The organism is Chamaesiphon sp., assembly GCF_041738855.1.
GTDB lineage: Bacteria > Cyanobacteriota > Cyanobacteriia > Cyanobacteriales > Chamaesiphonaceae > Chamaesiphon.
This window is the reverse complement of record NZ_JBGSPA010000065.1, coordinates 1-17,367: the sequence shown is the minus strand read 5'-3', so window position 1 is coordinate 17,367 and position 17,367 is coordinate 1. Positions and strand designations below refer to the sequence as shown.

The window sequence follows — 17,367 nt, the reverse complement described above, 5'->3', positions numbered from 1 at the left end:
TATACAAATAATGCTCAGTCGCGCTCAATCATTGGATCGATTGCTGGTTGCCACCGAACAGATGCAGCAGATCGAAAGTAAAATATTTGCTGATGGGATGCCTGTCGCCGCACTGATGGAAAAGGTGGGTGGACTAATTGCGCGGCGATTTCAAGTTTTGTATCCTGATGCCCAGCGCGTCGGGATCTTGGTCGGGATGGGTCATAATGGTGGCGACGCTCTAGTAGTTGCCCGTGAATTATATTTTCGGGGATATGAAATAGCGATCTATGTACCGTCCGAGCAATTGAGTGAACTTACCAATCAACATTATTGTTATGTGTCGAGTTTGGGTATCAAAATTGTTGATGATGCGCGGGGTTTGGCTGGTTGTGACGCGATCGTTGATGGTTTATTTGGATTTGGTCTAAATCGCGAAATTACTGGTAATCTATTTGAGACGATCGAGTTGATTAATCAATTGACAGTGCCGATTGTTAGTATCGATTTGCCTTCAGGTATTCATGGTGATACGGGCAATATTTTGGGTACGGCGATTCGGGCAACATATACGCTGTGTTTGGGATTGTGGAAGTTGGCATTCGTCCAAGAACAGGCGATCGAATATATCGGTAAAACTGAGTTAATTGATTTTGATATCCCGCTGGCAGATATCGAGCATATTTTAGGCGCACAACCGACACCAACCCGAATGACTAACGATCGCGCACTCGCTAATTTGCCACTCCAGCGATCGCCTGTTACTCACAAATATCAGCAGGGTCATTTATTACTCATAGTTGGTTCCGAGCAATATAGTGGTGCGGCAATTTTAGCTAGTCTGGGAGCCAGAGCAACTGGTGTCGGGATGCTATCGATCGCCGTTCCCAAATCGCTCAAGCCAGTGTTATTAAACTACTTACCAGAAGCCTTGATTATTAGTTGTCCCGAAACCGAAGCAGGTACGATTAAATCTCTGCCCGAACTCGACTTTACTAAATATCAAGCGATCGCTTGTGGTTGTGGTTTGACCGAGCGACCGTCAAAAATAGTCAAACAAATTCTCGCTGCGAATTGCCCACTTGTATTAGATGCCGATGCTCTCAATATTATTGCTAAAATCGGTACGGAAGCAGCTCTATCCAGTCGCATACACCCGACGATTTTAACCCCGCATATTGGTGAATTTAAGCGGTTGTTTACTAGAATTCCCACAACTAATAAACTCGTCGCCGTCAGTGCCGCAGCGAAAGTCAGTGATACAATTGTATTAGTCAAAGGCGCAAAAACAATCATCGCTCATGAGGGTCGCTCGATCGTCATTCCTGAGAGTACGCCAGCTCTAGCTAGAGGTGGTAGTGGTGATATTTTGACGGGGCTGATTGGTGGCTTAATTGCCACTGACAGCAGGTTAAATATCGATATCGCCGAAGTTGTCGCCACTGCGGCTTGGTGGCACTCTCAAGCCGGAATTTTGGCAGCTAGAGAGTGCGGCGATCTCGGGGTAGATCCCTTAACGACAATCGACTACTTGAGCCTGGTAATTCGGGGCATTCTCGATGGGAGAAATTGTGGTGAAAGTTAACAAAATTTGAAGATATCTTGATGGCGGTCGCGACAATCGCGATCGATGAGCCAAGTCTGGGGATTTAAAATTCCCCTGAGTTTAATTTGCACCAAATTGTTTGAGAAAATCCATTGCCTGTTGATATACTTTTTGATTTCCTTGCTGTTTGGCAAGTTTTGCCCCTTGTTGGATACTTTTGATGCCTGCCGATCGATTGCCGCTCGAACTATAAATTAGTCCTCTAATCATATGAGAGTTGGCATTCTGGGGATCGAGTTGAATGTTGCGGTTTAAGTCAGCTAATCCCCCCTGGCTATTTTTAAACGATTGATATTTGAGAATGCCACGGAGGAGATATGGATTGGCAGAACTGGGATCGAGCTGAATTGAACGATCTAAATCCGTCAATGCTCCTTGTGGATCGTTGAGTTTTTGATACTTGATGCCGCCGCGCAGTGCATAAGCATTACTATTACCAGGAGTGAGCTGAATCGATCGATTGAGATCGGCTACAGCACCTTGGGAATCATCGAGATTGTATTTGATAAAACCACGAATCCCATAAGCCAGTCCATCATTAGGATCGAGATCGATGGCGCGATTCAGATCGGCTAGTGCTCCTTGCGGATCGCCGATCTTGCCAGATTTGACTGTCGATCTAGCTCGGTAAGCTTTGGCATAATCAGGTTTGAGGGCGATCGCCCGATCGTAATCAGCCAGCGCACCTCGATAGTTGCCTCGTTCGTATTTTTGATTGGCAAGTGCAAAGTAGTCATCAGCTCTAGGCGACTGATTCTGGGTCACTGCTGTTAATTTTTGCTCTAAGTTCACACCTAAATTAGCGGCAATAGTTGCAAAACGGTTAATCGGAATGCCAAGATTAAATCCGGTTTTCTGTCCTAATTCTCCACTAGGATTGCGTTCGCGATCGCCTCTACCATGAATGGCGACTACTTCGCCGCCTTGATTCAATACGGCACCACCACTCATACCAGGCAGAGTATCGTTACTATAAATTAATGAATAACCTTTATCCAAGGTTTGAGTGCTATTGGCTGAGACTGTCCCCGCCCTAAATACAAATACAGACTTGTTGATGGCATCTGTCGCTGCTGGATATCCCGCTACATACAAATCCATCCCTTCAGTTAATAGATTGCAATTGCCGAGTTTAGCGATCGGGTAGTTGTCGGTGGTGCGAAATTTGACCACAGCTAAATCGATATCTGCCGCTGCCGCACGCATCGAATTGTTGACAATTTGATGCTTTTTACCATCTGAAGTAGCGATCGTATACGCCACGTTCTGATTCTTGACCACATGAGCGGCGGTGAGTACCGTATAAGTATCGCCCTGACGCTGGAGGATCACTCCCGATCCTTGACTTCCTGGCTCGGAGATATTGACAGTTACTGCTTTGGCTACGTTGGCAACTGCTGGTGCCGTAGCCGCGATACTTACCACTCGGACAAGCGGTATCACCATCCCAATCGAGATCGTCGAACTTGCCCAAAACATTGCATTCTTTGACATGAATTTAAGACTCCCAGCATCTGCAATCGGGATGTTTGGCCCCTAATACCAATCTACAATACAGGAGACCTGTTTGAGATCCCGATCGCCGACTATCCGCCAGTGATGAACTCCAGCAACTCAGCTTCAGAGATGACCTTGACGCCCAATTTTTCTGCCTTCGCCAACTTCGATCCAGCCTTCTCACCTGCTAGTAAATAGTCAGTTTTGGCACTAATTGAGTCGGAAACTTTGCCGCTATGACTCTGAATTAAATCTCTGGCTTCATCACGCTTGAGGGTCGGTAATGTACCCGTAATTACAAAAGTTTTCTCAGCCAAGATTTTGCTCAGATGAGAATTACTGCTCTCATCCACCGATCGCTCGAATTGTAATCCTGCGGCTCTAAGTCGCAGAGTTAAGGCGATATTGTCTGGCTGTTGGAGCCAATTATAGACAGATTGAGCAGTTTCGAGTCCCACATCCCGAATATCTTGCAGATCGGCGAGGGTCGCTTGAGCTAATAGATCGAGCGAGGGAAATCTTTCAGTCAGGATATTTGCGCCATTATTCCCGATCTGTCGAATCCCCAGTCCGTATAATACTCGCGACCAGGGGCGAGATTTGGAGCTAACAATTCCGTCGATCGTTTTAGTCGCTAACTTTTCACCCATTCGCTCTAGAGTCATTAATTTAGCAATATTTAGATCGTATAAATCAGCTACTGAATTTACTAACTGGCGATCGACTAATTGCTCGATTAACTTTTCACCTACGCCATTGATATCTAGTGCATCGCGACTCACCCAATGTACCAGCGATCCCTTGAGGATTGCCGCGCAGCGAGGATTGTTGCAGCGGAGCACCGCTTCACTAGCGGACTTAGTGACGATCGAGTCACACACGGGGCAATTGCTCGGCATTTTAAAAGCTGAAGTCCCCGTTGGACGTAGCTCCGTCAATACTCGAACGACTTTGGGGATGATTTCGCCAGCTTTGCAGACGATGACGGTATCGCCGATGCGGATGTCTAATTCATCGATCAGATCGCCATTGTGGAGTGTTGCCCGCTGCACGGTAGTCCCCCCCAACTGCACGGGTTCGAGGTGTGCTAGTGGGGTGATTGCACCCGTTCTGCCGACATTGACGCTGATGTCCAATACTCGTGTCGGTGCTTCCTCTGCGGGATATTTGAGCGCGACTGCCCAGCGGGGGAATTTATTGGTGAAGCCCAATTCCTGCTGGAGGGCGAAGTCATTAATTTTGACAACCACGCCATCAGTCATATATGCAAGCTGCGATCTCTCGGTATTCCAGCGATCGTAATATGCAGCTACCTGAGTGGCATCGGGACACAGTTCCCGATTGGGATTAACCTTAAATCCCATCCGTTCGAGCAGTTCCAGCGATTCCAAATGGCTGTGGAGTTCGGTGGCTGGGGTGGTAGTCGGGATCTGGAGCGTATACGCATAAAAATCTAGTTGCCGTTGGGCGACCATTTTGGAGTCTAGCTGTCGCAAGGCTCCCGCCGCTGCATTGCGGGGATTGGCGAGGAGTTGTTCGCCCGCTGTAGCGCGTTCTTGGTTGAGCCTGTCAAATACGGCAATTGGTAAGAACGCCTCACCCCGCACTTCGACGATTGGCGGGGGATTGTCAATATTTAACTTGAGCGGAATCGATCGAATAGTTTTGACATTTTGGGTGATGTCTTCGCCTGTATCCCCATCACCTCGCGTCGCTCCCCGCACCAACAATCCATTTTCGTATGTGAGTGCGATCGCCGAACCATCGATCTTCAATTCGCAGATATATGCCGCAGTGTCCTTGTTCCCCATATTTCGCTGCCAGCCTGCTTCCCACTTGGCAAATTCCGCCATGTCAAAGGCATTTTCGAGGCTGTAAAGGGAGATATTGTGTTTGACAGAGACAAATCCCGTCGCTGGACGTGCGCCGACGCGCTGAGTGGGACTATCTGGGGTTACTAGTTCGGGATATTGGTGCTCCAACTCTTGCAGTTCGCGATAGAGCCTGTCATACACGGCATCTTCCATGTCGGGATTGTCGAGGACGTAGTAGGCATAGCCAGCGGACTGGAGTTGGGTGCGGAGTTGCTGGGTGCGGGTACGGATTTCAGGTGTCACGATCGATCGCTGCTGATTGGTATTACTATAGTACAAGAATGCTATCAATTCTACAAGATGCGATACTTCCTCTCCCCCTCTGCTAAGCTATGACGATCCGGATTTCCCAGCGACATCTCAAAATTCTTGAAACTTGTCCGCGTCAATTTGAGTATACTTATTGCGATCGCTTGACGTTGCCGATGAACCCGACTCAACAGGCAAAAACTCAGTTGGGTAGTGATTTTCACCTCTTGATGCACCAGCGAGAATTGGGAATGCCGATCGAGCCGATTTTGGCTCGATCTCCACAACTAAATACCTGGATGCAGGCGATGCTCCAGACAGCCCCAGCACTATTTGAGACAGACGATCGGACTTGGCGCGAGAGCGAACATGTGCGGACACTGGAGATTGACAATTATCTATTTACGGCAATTTACGATCTGGTGATTTTGCATCCCGATCGCGCAGATATCATCGACTGGAAAACTTATCCACTACCTAAATATAAAAAAGACCTCGATCGGGAGTGGCAAACTCGACTGTATTTGTATCTACTTGCCGAAACTAGCGATTATTTGCCCAAACAAATCAAGTTTACCTATTGGTTTATTCAATCCACACCACAACCCAAATCGGTGACGATCGATTACACCCTCAAACAACATCGTCAAACTCAGACAGATCTGGGCGTATTACTAGCTAAATTAACCCATTTGCTCGATGCCTACCATTCCCATCGGGAACCTTTCCAGCAAGTAGCTGCGTCAATGGGTGTGTGTCAAAACTGTACCTTTGCGATCCGCTGCAATCGCGATCGTCCCGATCTAGCCGCTACCGATCCGCTTACCAGTTTCGATCTCGATCTGCTACCGTTGCTACCGATCCGATCTCACTCGATCGCTGACAATTGAGATTCTAGTAGACTAAGATGAGTGTATGTATTAACGTCTAAATTTATTACATTAAGTTTTATTAAATTTACTTACAGATATTGAAGCAAACAGCATTAATTGTGCAACAAGATTAGTGAGACTAAGTTAGATTATTCAGATACAGATATCCATCCGCGCAATCACCTCCCAGCACCGCCCCAATTATTCCTATGATCGACCCATCTCAATTCCGATCTGTTTGGCAGTCTAAACTAGTTCTGCGTGGCGCAGTGCTGACGGGAGCCTGTCTGACCACATTGTTACCAATTTTTGCGAGTTCTAGTCTCGCAGCGTTCAAGAATAGCCCCAAAGCAATCGTGGATGAGGCTTGGCAGATTGTCAATCGCGAGTATGTAGACGGTACTTTCAATCGCTTGGATTGGCAAAAAACCCGTATGGAATTGCTCAAGCGCAACTATGGTACCCGCCAAGAAGCATATACAGCGATTCGATCGACCCTCAAGAAGTTGGGCGATCCTTACACTCGGTTCCTAGATCCGCAGCAATTTCAGTCACTAAACAATCAAACTAGCGGTGAAATGTCCGGTGTCGGCATCCGGCTCGAAGCCAACCCCCGCACTCAGCAGCTCGTAGTTGCCGAAGCGATCGAAAATTCACCCGCAGCCAAAGCTGGCATCAAGACTGGGGATGTAATTGTCGCGATCGATGGTAAGTCTACCAAAAGTATGAATCTTGAAAGCGCGATCTCCTTGATTCGGGGGGAAATCGGCAAACCTATTACGCTCAAAATCGCTCGGGGTAGCAAGAGTCCCTTTGATATCCCCCTCACCCGCGCTCAAATCGAGGTAGCATCCGTCTTCTCCGAAGCCAAACAGGAAGGCAATCTCAAAGTCGGCTACATCCGCTTATCAGAATTTAGCTCTCATTCATCCGAGCAGATGCAAAAAGCCATCAAAGATCTCAATCGGAAGCAAGTCGGGGCTTATGTACTGGATATGCGGGGAAATCCCGGTGGGTTGCTCCAAGCCAGTGTAGAAATTGCGCGGATGTGGCTAGACAATGGCACGATCGTCAAAACAGTCGATCGCAAAGGAAGTAATGAAGATTTTCGCGCCGTTCAAGGTGCTTTGACTCAATTACCGATGGCTGTCTTGGTAGATGGAAATTCGGCGAGTGCGAGTGAGATCCTCGCTGGCGCACTCAAAGACAATCGCCGTGCCCAGATCGTCGGTGCTCAAACCTTTGGCAAAGCTCTAGTGCAATCTGTCCACTCGCTCTCTGACGGTTCGGGGATGGCGGTAACTGTAGCTCACTACTATACTCCCAATGGCACCGATATCGGTCAAAAAGGTGTCACTCCAGATGTGAAGGTAGATCTCAGCTCGATGGAACAGCGGAATCTAGCTGATTCGCCAGCTCTCATGGGCAGTGCTCAAGATCCACAATACCAACGTGCGATCTCTGTCCTCCAAAACAAGCCAAATATGGCGAGTCCCAATACTGGCAAAGCTCCAGCAATGAGCAGCAATCGTTAGGATGACCATCTAGAAAAAGTAGGGGTAATTTATGAATTACCCCTACTTTTTTTGTATGGTGTGTTGGCGTAGCGTAACGCATCACAATTAAATAACCTGTGTAGGTTGGGCAGAGCAAGGCGAAACCCAACTGCATCCGATTAAAATCGGTGCTAGTGATGCAAAGTCCGCCTACGCGGACTAGTCGATCGAGTCATCCGGTTCGGTTAAGTAGATATTTACTCTAGTTTTAGTCCGCGTAGGCGGACTTTGCATCATTAGCCGAGACTTCAGTCTCTGGGCTATTCTTCATCGCACCTCGCGTTATCCATCAAGCAGATCGCAAGAGTTCGCGACTTTGTTGGGTTTGCCACACCTTGAAAATCTCGGCACGACCATCATCTAATAACGATCGATCGAGTTGGTAGCCTACAATAATTTTATCTTGCTTTTTAGTCCCAGATATTATTGGTTGAACTTTCAATCCCAAGAGCAGTAAGAATCGATTGAGGACAGAGATCGGGCTGACTTCACCATTATTATAACTGGGCATATCAATCCCGATCGCGCGTTTGATATGTTGGCTGCATAGATAACTAATCCGCTTGAGCGAAATCAGGTCGGGATCGGTGAGTTGTAATTGACGATCGATATCCAAAAAGTTGACAATCCCCAATGCCAATAAGCCCTGAATTTTGAGGATATGATGATTGGCATCAGGCAAGAAAACTTTGTCTGGTCTACCTGCCAAATCTCGATCCCAGACTAGATAGATCGACTGGGGTAAATACTGCTGATGATTGAGTAGATAAAAGTGTGTTAATAATTGACCGTAATATCCTTTATCATCTTTGAGTTTAAGTTCGGGTGTGATGGTGACGCCATACCTTTGTTGAAGGGTATATTTCTCGACTTGAGCGCGTTCTAGATCGGTGAGAAAGCGTTTATTAGATAAATATTGAAAATCCCGATGACCGAGATCTGGCGCAGTGGCGATCGCTTGTGCTGCTTGGATTTTGACCTGCTGTTGGATTTTTTTTGTTTGGGTGCCGATCAGATTGTACTCGCGATCGCGTTGAGTTTTTTCTTTATGAACTTCACTGATTTGTTTGAGGATTTCTAATGATTTTTTGGGATCGGTTTTGGTGGCGTGGATTAGGGCAGTTCGCAGCTCTTGTAAGCTCTCGCGATCGCGATCTTCGCTGATGATATGTACTTGATGCCCTTCCCCAATCAATCCCGCTTTAACAGCATCGCGATGGAGGGTAATCGAGGCATTCACCCGCGCGGCAAATTTTGCCCAAGTCCGTAGATGGATCGGATCGAAGACAAAGGGCAAATCGACATCGATCCGCGTCAATGGACACATCAAAGCATAATTTTCTTTATAGTTTTCTTGATACCAATAAGCTAGCGATCGATAATTATTGCTACCACTGCCGATTGTTCCCATCCCTCGTTTGGCACACCAGATATAGCGGGGAACATTGGCGCGCACTCTGGCTAATGCCTGACGGACTTCGGTATCGGGAATGACTCCTTGAAAAATCCCATAGACGCGATCGAAATGCTTGACATCGATGCTGATCCCAGTTCCTAAAGTCGGCGTCACAAATACCGCATCATATTCGGGAGCCTGAGTATTTATCGACGAGACAAAATCGACGGCAGGATGTCCAGTAGTATTAGTAGTATGACTACAAACAACAAGAGTTTTGGTATAACTATCTTCGAGTTGCTTGAGGGTTTGTTGGATGTAGCGATCGATCGTATCGGAGCCATAGCGACCCGATCGACTATCGGTGGTAACATAGCATTTGTGCCCAGCGCGGAGATCTAGCTCCAACTGATGTACCAGCGCAGTAGGATTGGGCGTATCATAGAACTGGATATCCCACCCCTGCTCGGCACGCCAGTGATTGATCGCAATCCACGGCTCGATCTCTTGACTTGCTAATTTCTTGAGATAATCAATCGAGATATCTGATAAGTCAGCATCTTGAGCGATTACCAATCCATTTGTTTCGACAACTCTAGTAATTAAGCTTTGAAAGGTTTTTAAAATCGCTAGTCGCTTCTTTTTACAGGTAGAACTATGGAGCAAATGCCACAATGATTGTTCGACTTCATCTAAAATAATTACCCCACCTTCCCAGTCACGCGGATTGAGTTTCCACATCGAGTCTAGGCACAAGCCGAGACTATCCGATTGCTGCTTTGGTAGCTGTTCATTGATCCAATTCACACCAATTCGCTGACACAAAAATCGACCCAGTTGAATGCGATGAGTTAATAATAGTACCGGACGATTATTTACTTGAGCTGCGGCAACTACGGAAATTAATGCAGTAGTTTTACCTGTACCTTTGGCTGATTTGATGCCGACAATCCCAGTAGTAGGGATCTCTAAATTATGTAGATATCTGCTTTCTAAGATAAGATTGGCTGGATAACTTAATTCACTATGTCGTTTTGATTGAGCCAGATCTACTTCTAGCTCTAGTGCTTGTTGATAAATTGGATGAAACGCATCAATTCCCTGGGCGACAATAAAGTCATCAATACCTTTCTCAATTCCTGGTAACCGAATTACTTTAACATGACAACCCAATTGTTGTAACAGCTCACCCAAATGCACGATCGCGGTATCTAACAACTTCGCTTTACGCGGGATAATTTCATAATCAAAACAAATCGATAACTCCTGCTGCCGATTTGCAAATATTTCCAGCTCTGGAATTAGTTTTCTCCCAATCGTATTACCCTGAAAATCACGGACGACTCGATAGCCACTATTTATGCCTGGTAGCGCGATCGCTGGATAGCCATAAGTCAATAGGGTTGCGGCTTTCTTCACTCCCTCACAGATGACGATCGGGATCTGGCGATCGAGAATCCACTGCCAGAAACCAACCGCCTCACCCTGCAAATCTACCTCAATTTTTGTAGGTAGTTTAGCTTTAAATAAGTTCGCCGTTTTTGTCCATATTTCCGGCGTTACTCGCAAACAAAACAATCTTGTCGATACACTAGGTGGATGCTCATATTTGATTACTTTCCCTTCTTGATTTTTGGCTGGAGAATTGGGCTTGAAAGTTCCCCATTCCATCGGTTGCCAATCATTTAGCGGGTCTAATCCATCGCACCACCAACCACCTTTTGCACAATGGTTGTATCTTTTCATCCAGCTAGGAATCACTTGACCGCTATTGTTGCGCGGAATTTGTAGTGATATAAATAATCGATCGTAAGTAGAATTTCCTCGTAAAGATTTGAAATTTAAAGCTACTAATTCGCGATCGATATTGCTAGCGGTCACTAGCTCGGTGTGATGGGCACGATCTAAATTGGTTTGGATCATGGCGATCTATAAGTGCGAGGAGGGATTCATATTCTAATCTAAATTTATTAAAAAAACCAAAATCAACAGAAATACCTGCTCGCAATTGTATCTAGGGATATTGACTATTTTGAACCACCATCCATAGCGTAATATATCCACACTAATAGTTCATCTATTCTGTAATAATTTAATGACAATAGCAATCATAGTACTATTAGCTAAATTAGTTAATATAGGGTATGTTAGGCGTCAGCTATAATGTACCAGTATCTGATATTGGAGAGCTGATTTAGGATCGCCATCGTACTATTAGCTGAATTAGTTTGGGCACAGAGTCAGCTAATCTAAGTAGTCTTGTAAGTAAAAATTCGCATTTAGCGATCTTGACTTTTATCAAACACTATCTATGGTGGATTCTGGGCGATAACCCAAAGTAAATCCCCGATCTCCATAACGACTTCACACGCGATCGACTAACTGCTCTAAAATAGTTGAATTGCCATCCCGTCCCAAATCACTAGTTATATGGCTCGCAAATCTAAATCGACTCTGACTCCCAAACGTGCTGACACCGACATAGCACCTGGCTCCGACGGGCTAGCCATCTCCGATCTCCGCATCCGGTTGGAGTTTTTGGAACAGGATAATCAGAAGCTGCTCAAACAAATCGAAAAAAAACGCACCGAGCTAAATAACTTACTCGATCGCATTCGCGAAATTGGCGTAGAAGTAGCACAGCGCAGTGCTCCCATCCTCCAACAGTTATTGGAACTTGACACCAAAATTCATGCGGTATTCACCGAGATTTTCAATGGTAGAAAGCTGGGTAAACAAACTCGCAAAAATGTTGAGAAGATTTACTATTCGCTCCAGATGTCGGGACTAATTAGCCCCAATCTGATTCAGGGCGAAGGCTCATCTGAGCCAGAAGATATGGATGATGATGATGCTTGGGATGCCGAAGATTTTTTCGGTCGTCAACAGCAATCACGGTTTGAGTCAGAAGCTGAATCCCCGCAAATCGATCGCGACGAATTAAAAAAAATTCGGCAGCTATTCTTGAGATTGGCTGATGTTTTTCATCCTGATAAAGTGTGCGATGAAAAAGATCGCGAGTATCACACCGAAGTGATGAAAGAAATTAATCAAGCCTACCAAGCTGGCGATCTGGCTAAACTACTCGCGATCGAGAAACAGCATCAAATGGGCGAAATCATCGATCGCGATTGTGAAGACGATCTCGTGAGACGATGTGCGCGGATCGAACAAGAAAATGAATTTCTCAATAGCCAATTTGCTAACCTCAAACAAGAGATCCGCACCACTAAAAGTACCCCAGAAGGATCGATCGTCACCGAATTTAAGAAGTTGACTAAAAAAGGCGTCGATCCGATCGGTGAAATGGTTGCCGAAACCGAATCCCAAATCAAGATAATTGCTGAAGTTCATCAATTTGCAATTGATTTTCGCGACAAAAAGATGACGATCAAAGACTTTATGAAGGGTCCTCCAGTTTTTCAGCAAATGCAATCAGTCTCAGCCGAAGAGTTGCTGATGGAATTATTCTCAAAATTTTGAGGGTTACTCAGCCACCGCTGCGCTCCGTCGCAGCTTCACCATAAAAAAGCCATCCATTTGTTGGCGGTGTAGCCAGACTTTTAGCCAACCTGCGTCGCTCACCAAACCAGCTAGTGGCGAGTCAGCAGGTGGTAGCTCGATTTGCCAGTCAGGATGAGTTTTCAAAAATGGTAAGATAATCTCCTCATTTTCGATCGCGCATACGGTACACGTCGCATATACCAGCACTCCCCCTGGCTTCACCCAAGTTGCTGTATTGGCAAGTAACTGTGCTTGTAATTTGGCTAGTTCCTGAATTTGAGCTGGATTTTTTTGCCATCTGGCGTCAGCACGACGGTGGAGGGTACCCAGTCCCGAACAAGGTACATCCAATAATACTCGATCGGCAGTATTGGTTAATTCGCTAAATCCACAACTATCGCCAGTCGAAATTTTGACCGTATCTAGTTGCAATCGATCGAGATTTTGTTGGACTTTCTTCAGCCGTGACGCAGTTTTATCTAATGCCAAAACTTGTCCGGTATCGCCCATCAATTCAGCGATGTGCGTGGTCTTACCACCTGGTGCTGCACAAGCATCGATGACGACTTCCCCTGGCTGCGGATCTAGTAAATGAGTGACGAGTTGAGCACTACTATCTTGAATCGTCCACCATCCTTCTTGATAGCCTGGTAATTGACTAATCGCGCCCACATTACCCACAAATCTCAATCCCTGGGGTAGATTGGGAATAGGCATAGTGGTGACTCCCGCAGTTTGAAACAGATTGCTCAGATTAGTGCGGTGTTGTTGTAGTCTCTCCCCCATCGGGGCATCTGGTAGCAAATCTTTATCGATTGTGAGCAGATTGACCCGCAGATCGATACTTGGAGATTGATTGAAAGCTTGACACAATTGTTCGGTTTCGATCGCGCCTAGTTCAGTTAGCCACTGCTGGATCAGCCAGTCAGGAAAGCTATATAATGTACCCAATCTACCCACCAGATCGTCAGGAAGATTTAATACCTCTTCACCGCGATCTCTGAGCCGGATGTATTGACGCAAGATCCCATTGACTACGCCAGCTAAACCACCCAGATCGTTAGTCTTTGCCAAATCCACAGTAGTATTGACAGCCGCCGCATCAGGAATCCGATCGAGATATCGCAGTTGATATAGTCCCAGTCGCAATAGTTGTCTAAGCTGAGGTGGTTGACGATGAGCGGGTTGTTTTGCCAATCGATCGATTATCGCATCTAGCGATCGTTTGCGCCGGACGATCCCATTGACTAGTTCGGTAAACAAATGTCGGTCGAGATCTGATAATTCAAATTTACTCAACAATCGATCGATTACCAGATCTGTAAAGCTACCAGTCTCTAAATCTTTGAGCGCAAATAAGGCTAGTTGCCGAGGATTCATCAAAATAACATCATGAGCTAATTAAATAGCCACCAATAGATCGATCTAAAATTCGGAGCAATTCACAAGTTGCCCCGCTCCTTATTTTCAATCATTACCAACATTTAAGCCAGTCCCCAGCCCCCACTATTTTGACCTGCGGCGATCGCTATAAATATCCATGCAAAAGGGGTAAAATCCAGCTATGACTAGACTTTGCCCCTTAATTTGGAGATTGAGTGTCGCTTGTCCTAGTTTTTGCCAGTCAATTTCTTTCTCATGCGGAAAGCTGCTATACCACCAATGATGGTTCCAATGATAGTGAAAGGTTCGGGGATTGGTGTAGCTGCGACTGGTGACGCTAATATACTGTAGTTACCACCGTTCGCACCCGCGACTAAAGGAAGATCGCTCACAGTAAATGTGTTTGTTAATGCTGTTGTAGTATCCCCATTGGTTCTGTCAGTAAAAAATCCGGTACCATTAGTAATTCCGAACTGGACGCCTTGGGTAGTGTTGTTAAACAAACTTTGGAACGTAGAACCCGAGTTAATAGTGTAGCTAATGTTATTAGCGAAATCAAATGTTAAGTTATTGGAAAGTTGGTATTGAAGGTTATCACCACTACCACTAACGTATTCAAAATTTCCTGTAGTTGGAGCTACACCGAGATTGCCATTGAACAATGAGGCTAGATCGGAGCCAACAGGAGCACCTAAAGTATCTACCGATGCATTTGTATTAAAATTGATGGAAAATCCAGAACCCGCATTTAGATTCTCAAAAAAATCTGCTGTGCGACCGAGAACAGAAAGTTGTCCAGTCGTGAACACAACTGCTTGAGCTGGTGTAGCAGAGATACTTGCCGCAATACCCATCGCAAGAGTGCCAACTGCAACAATATTTAAAGCCTTGATATTTGGCAAGTTCGTGAACTGTCTAATCTTCATAATTGTTCTCCTAATCTTTCAGTACAATTTGTCTTCAACTAGTCATCTATTAATTCACCGCGAATCAATATCGTAAAATTTGCAATTCTTTCAGCTTTTTGCTGTTGTAATTTCATCGTAGCGCAAGATCTACATAGCTTAGCTCTCGACTGATATCTTTCAGCAAAGTGGCTTAATTTCTTCATTCAAATGTCTTGAATACATACTAAGTAAGGAATATCAACAGTCAAATAATTAGAATTTAAATATCTGTATATATTCAGTAAAATAGCTGAGCTTATAAATTTTTATCGTTTAAAATTTATGAGTATTGTAAAAAGTCAACAGCCAAATCAGTGAATTAAAATAAATAATTGTAAATTGACAGTCACAGATCGGGATCGTCGCCTGAACCCAATCATGCTCAATTGTCGTGTGATATCTGTGTTGTGGTCGATCGCTCGAAATTTTGATACTGACTGTATAATATTTAGCTAAAAATAACTAAGTATATGACGTGTAAAAAATTCTAAATACTGACTAGGAGGCGATCGACATAGTGTAATTTAAAGTAAAAACAAGATCTATGTATTATCCAAACTTGCAGCAAACTAGCTCTAATTTGTCAACCCTAAAAAGGGTGTTTGCGACAGAATTTTTACAGCTTTTAATAAAACTGAGTCGTAAAGGTCGAGTGCGATCGATCGTCTATTTGCTGGATGAGATCGCGGACTACGATCTACAAAATAATTCATCATTGAAATGCCACCTCGATCGATCTTGCTGCCAAAAGGTCAGAGAATACCTCCAAATTCAGCGATCGGATCGAATTTAAATTTATAATGGTCGCAATTATATTCAGTGTCCGCTGAGGAGTCGATTCGCCATGAATGAGCACAGTTACCGAGTAGAGCGGGATTCGATGGGCGAACGCCAGATTCCGGCATCTGCATACTACGGTATTCAGACTTTGCGCGCGATCGAAAATTTCCCGATTAGCGGATTGAAGCCGCTGGCTACCTACGTCGATGCCTGCATCCTCATCAAAAAAGCCGCCGCCATCGTCAATAGCAAGCTGGGTTGTATTCCGACAGATATCGGTAAAGCCATCGTCACCGCCGCTGATGAAGTGCTCCAAGGCATTTTCCGCGATCAATTTGTAGTAGATATCTATCAGGCTGGTGCTGGGACTTCCCACCACATGAATGTCAATGAGGTACTCGCCAACCGCGCACTCGAATTATTAGGGGATATCAAGGGCAACTATCACCACGTCAATCCCAACGACCAAGTTAATTACGGTCAGTCTACCAATGATGTGATTCCTACGGCAATTCGGGTCGGTGGACTGCTAGCACTTACTCATACCCTCCAGCCTGCCCTCACAAATGCGATCGGCGCACTAGACCAAAAAGCGGTAGAATTTCACTCGATCGTCAAATCTGGACGTACCCACATGCAGGATGCCGTGCCTGTGAGATTGGGGGATAGTTTTGGAGCCTTCGCTCAGATTTTACGCGATCATCAGGTGAGAATTATTACAGCAGCAGGCGATTTAACCAAATTAGGCTTGGGTGGTAGTGCTGTTGGCACGGGACTAAATACCCATCCAGAATACCGCTCACAGGTAGCACAGGTATTGGGCGAACTCATCGGACAACCGCTCACCGTCGCACCGAACTTGATGGCAGCAATGCAAAGTATGGCACCATTTGTCAATGTATCTGGTAGCCTTCGCAACCTCGCTGCTGACTTGCTAAAAATCTCCCACGACCTCCGCCTGATGGATTCTGGCCCCAAAACTGGTTTCAAAGAGATCCAACTACCCCCAGTCCAACCTGGCTCGTCCATCATGCCTGGAAAGTACAATCCGGTAATGGCGGAAATGATCTCGATGGTATGCTTTCAGGTAATGGGATTCGATCGATCGATCGAAATGGCAGCTCAAGCAGGACAATTGGAATTAAATGTGATGATGCCACTCATCGCCTATGACTTGATTCACAGCATCGAGATTCTCGGGAACGCACTGCAAGCTTTCACCGACCAGTGTATCCTGGGCATCACTCCCAATCCCGAACGTTGTCACCACTACGCCGAAGGCAGTCTCGCCCTCGTCACCGCACTCAACACCCACATCGGTTATCTCAATGCCGCCAATGTCGCCAAAGAATCACTAGCCACAGGTAAATCCCTCCGCCAAATTGTTCTAGAACAAGGATTGATGGAACCAGAGTTATTGGCTCAAGTATTAGATCTAGACAAAATGAGCCAGCTACCCCAATCATTCTAGGTGTTAGATGTTGGGCAAACGTCTGCGTTGTACGGTGGGTAGATCTCCGCAACGCAAAAACCCCCCTCACACTAATGTAAGGGGGGTTTTAAACTCTCAAATCAAACAGATATTAACCGTTGATAGCAGGAGCAGTCAAAGCAACAGGAGTCGCTTCACCAGCAGCCAAGTCGAGCGGGAAGTTGTGTGCATTTCTTTCGTGCATTACTTCCATACCGAGGTTAGCGCGGTTGATGATGTCCGCCCAGGTATT

At 45.6% G+C, this 17,367-nt stretch carries 11 protein-coding genes and 1 pseudogene; 6 read left to right on the top strand and 6 right to left on the bottom strand.

Annotation, left to right across the window (positions count from 1 at the left end):
• The first annotated feature begins 10 nt into the window (after positions 1–10).
• Positions 11–1,564, top strand: a complete 1,554-nt coding sequence (locus ACEW9I_RS06745) for an NAD(P)H-hydrate dehydratase (protein ID WP_373539586.1) — start codon at positions 11–13, stop codon at positions 1,562–1,564.
• 81 nt (positions 1,565–1,645) lie between these two features.
• Here ACEW9I_RS06745 and ACEW9I_RS06740 read toward each other — a convergent pair whose 3' ends face one another.
• Together ACEW9I_RS06740 and ligA are read right to left on the bottom strand one after the other, a co-directional pair.
• Entirely contained in the window at positions 1,646–3,079 is a 1,434-nt protein-coding gene (locus ACEW9I_RS06740) for a trypsin-like peptidase domain-containing protein (RefSeq protein WP_373539585.1), read from the bottom strand.
• Positions 3,080–3,171: 92 nt separating this feature from the next.
• Entirely contained in the window at positions 3,172–5,247 is a 2,076-nt protein-coding gene (gene ligA, locus ACEW9I_RS06735) for an NAD-dependent DNA ligase LigA (protein ID WP_373539584.1), read from the bottom strand.
• Positions 5,248–5,288: 41 nt separating this feature from the next.
• Between ligA and ACEW9I_RS06730 the strand changes: the two genes are divergently transcribed.
• Positions 5,289–6,095 carry a PD-(D/E)XK nuclease family protein gene (locus ACEW9I_RS06730; protein WP_373539583.1) on the top strand — a complete coding sequence of 269 codons (807 nt, stop codon included), beginning with the start codon at positions 5,289–5,291 and terminating at the stop codon, positions 6,093–6,095.
• 191 nt (positions 6,096–6,286) lie between these two features.
• Positions 6,287–7,612, top strand: a complete 1,326-nt coding sequence (ctpB, locus tag ACEW9I_RS06725; RefSeq protein WP_373539582.1) for a carboxyl-terminal processing protease CtpB — start codon at positions 6,287–6,289, stop codon at positions 7,610–7,612.
• A 310-nt stretch (positions 7,613–7,922) separates the two neighbouring features.
• On the opposite strand, the gene ACEW9I_RS06720 is transcribed toward ctpB, so the two are convergent.
• Positions 7,923–10,952, bottom strand: a complete 3,030-nt coding sequence (locus tag ACEW9I_RS06720) for a plasmid replication protein, CyRepA1 family (protein ID WP_373539581.1) — start codon at positions 10,950–10,952, stop codon at positions 7,923–7,925.
• Positions 10,953–11,459: 507 nt separating this feature from the next.
• Here ACEW9I_RS06720 and ACEW9I_RS06715 point away from each other — a divergent pair.
• Complete coding sequence (locus ACEW9I_RS06715; protein WP_373539580.1) at positions 11,460–12,512, top strand: J domain-containing protein; 1,053 nt, start codon at positions 11,460–11,462, stop codon at positions 12,510–12,512.
• A gap of 3 nt (positions 12,513–12,515) precedes the next feature.
• On the opposite strand, the gene ACEW9I_RS06710 is transcribed toward ACEW9I_RS06715, so the two are convergent.
• Positions 12,516–13,916: a 16S rRNA (cytosine(967)-C(5))-methyltransferase gene (locus ACEW9I_RS06710; protein ID WP_373539579.1), complete on the bottom strand. Its 1,401-nt coding sequence runs from the start codon at positions 13,914–13,916 to the stop codon at positions 12,516–12,518.
• A 227-nt stretch (positions 13,917–14,143) separates the two neighbouring features.
• Entirely contained in the window at positions 14,144–14,842 is a 699-nt protein-coding gene (locus ACEW9I_RS06705; protein WP_373539578.1) for a PEP-CTERM sorting domain-containing protein, read from the bottom strand.
• 601 nt (positions 14,843–15,443) lie between these two features.
• Between ACEW9I_RS06705 and ACEW9I_RS06700 the strand changes: the two genes are divergently transcribed.
• Positions 15,444–15,656 carry a hypothetical protein gene (locus ACEW9I_RS06700; protein ID WP_373539577.1) on the top strand — a complete coding sequence of 71 codons (213 nt, stop codon included), beginning with the start codon at positions 15,444–15,446 and terminating at the stop codon, positions 15,654–15,656.
• A 51-nt stretch (positions 15,657–15,707) separates the two neighbouring features.
• Complete coding sequence (locus tag ACEW9I_RS06695; protein WP_373539576.1) at positions 15,708–17,114, top strand: aspartate ammonia-lyase; 1,407 nt, start codon at positions 15,708–15,710, stop codon at positions 17,112–17,114.
• A 112-nt stretch (positions 17,115–17,226) separates the two neighbouring features.
• Here the strand turns inward: ACEW9I_RS06695 and ACEW9I_RS06690 are convergent.
• Positions 17,227–17,367 (bottom strand): annotated as a pseudogene (locus tag ACEW9I_RS06690) (photosystem II q(b) protein); the annotation flags it as partial.

What these genes read in the sequence shown, in the direction of transcription:
- ACEW9I_RS06745 (WP_373539586.1), top strand. Translation starts at nt 11, where the DNA reads ATGCTCAGTCGCGCTCAATCATTGGATCGATTGCTGGTTGCCACCGAA.
- ACEW9I_RS06740 (WP_373539585.1), bottom strand. Translation starts at nt 3,079, where the DNA reads ATGTCAAAGAATGCAATGTTTTGGGCAAGTTCGACGATCTCGATTGGG.
- ACEW9I_RS06730 (WP_373539583.1), top strand. Translation starts at nt 5,289, where the DNA reads ATGACGATCCGGATTTCCCAGCGACATCTCAAAATTCTTGAAACTTGT.
- ctpB (WP_373539582.1), top strand. Translation starts at nt 6,287, where the DNA reads ATGATCGACCCATCTCAATTCCGATCTGTTTGGCAGTCTAAACTAGTT.
- ACEW9I_RS06720 (WP_373539581.1), bottom strand. Translation starts at nt 10,952, where the DNA reads ATGATCCAAACCAATTTAGATCGTGCCCATCACACCGAGCTAGTGACC.
- ACEW9I_RS06715 (WP_373539580.1), top strand. Translation starts at nt 11,460, where the DNA reads ATGGCTCGCAAATCTAAATCGACTCTGACTCCCAAACGTGCTGACACC.
- ACEW9I_RS06705 (WP_373539578.1), bottom strand. Translation starts at nt 14,842, where the DNA reads ATGAAGATTAGACAGTTCACGAACTTGCCAAATATCAAGGCTTTAAAT.
- ACEW9I_RS06695 (WP_373539576.1), top strand. Translation starts at nt 15,708, where the DNA reads ATGAATGAGCACAGTTACCGAGTAGAGCGGGATTCGATGGGCGAACGC.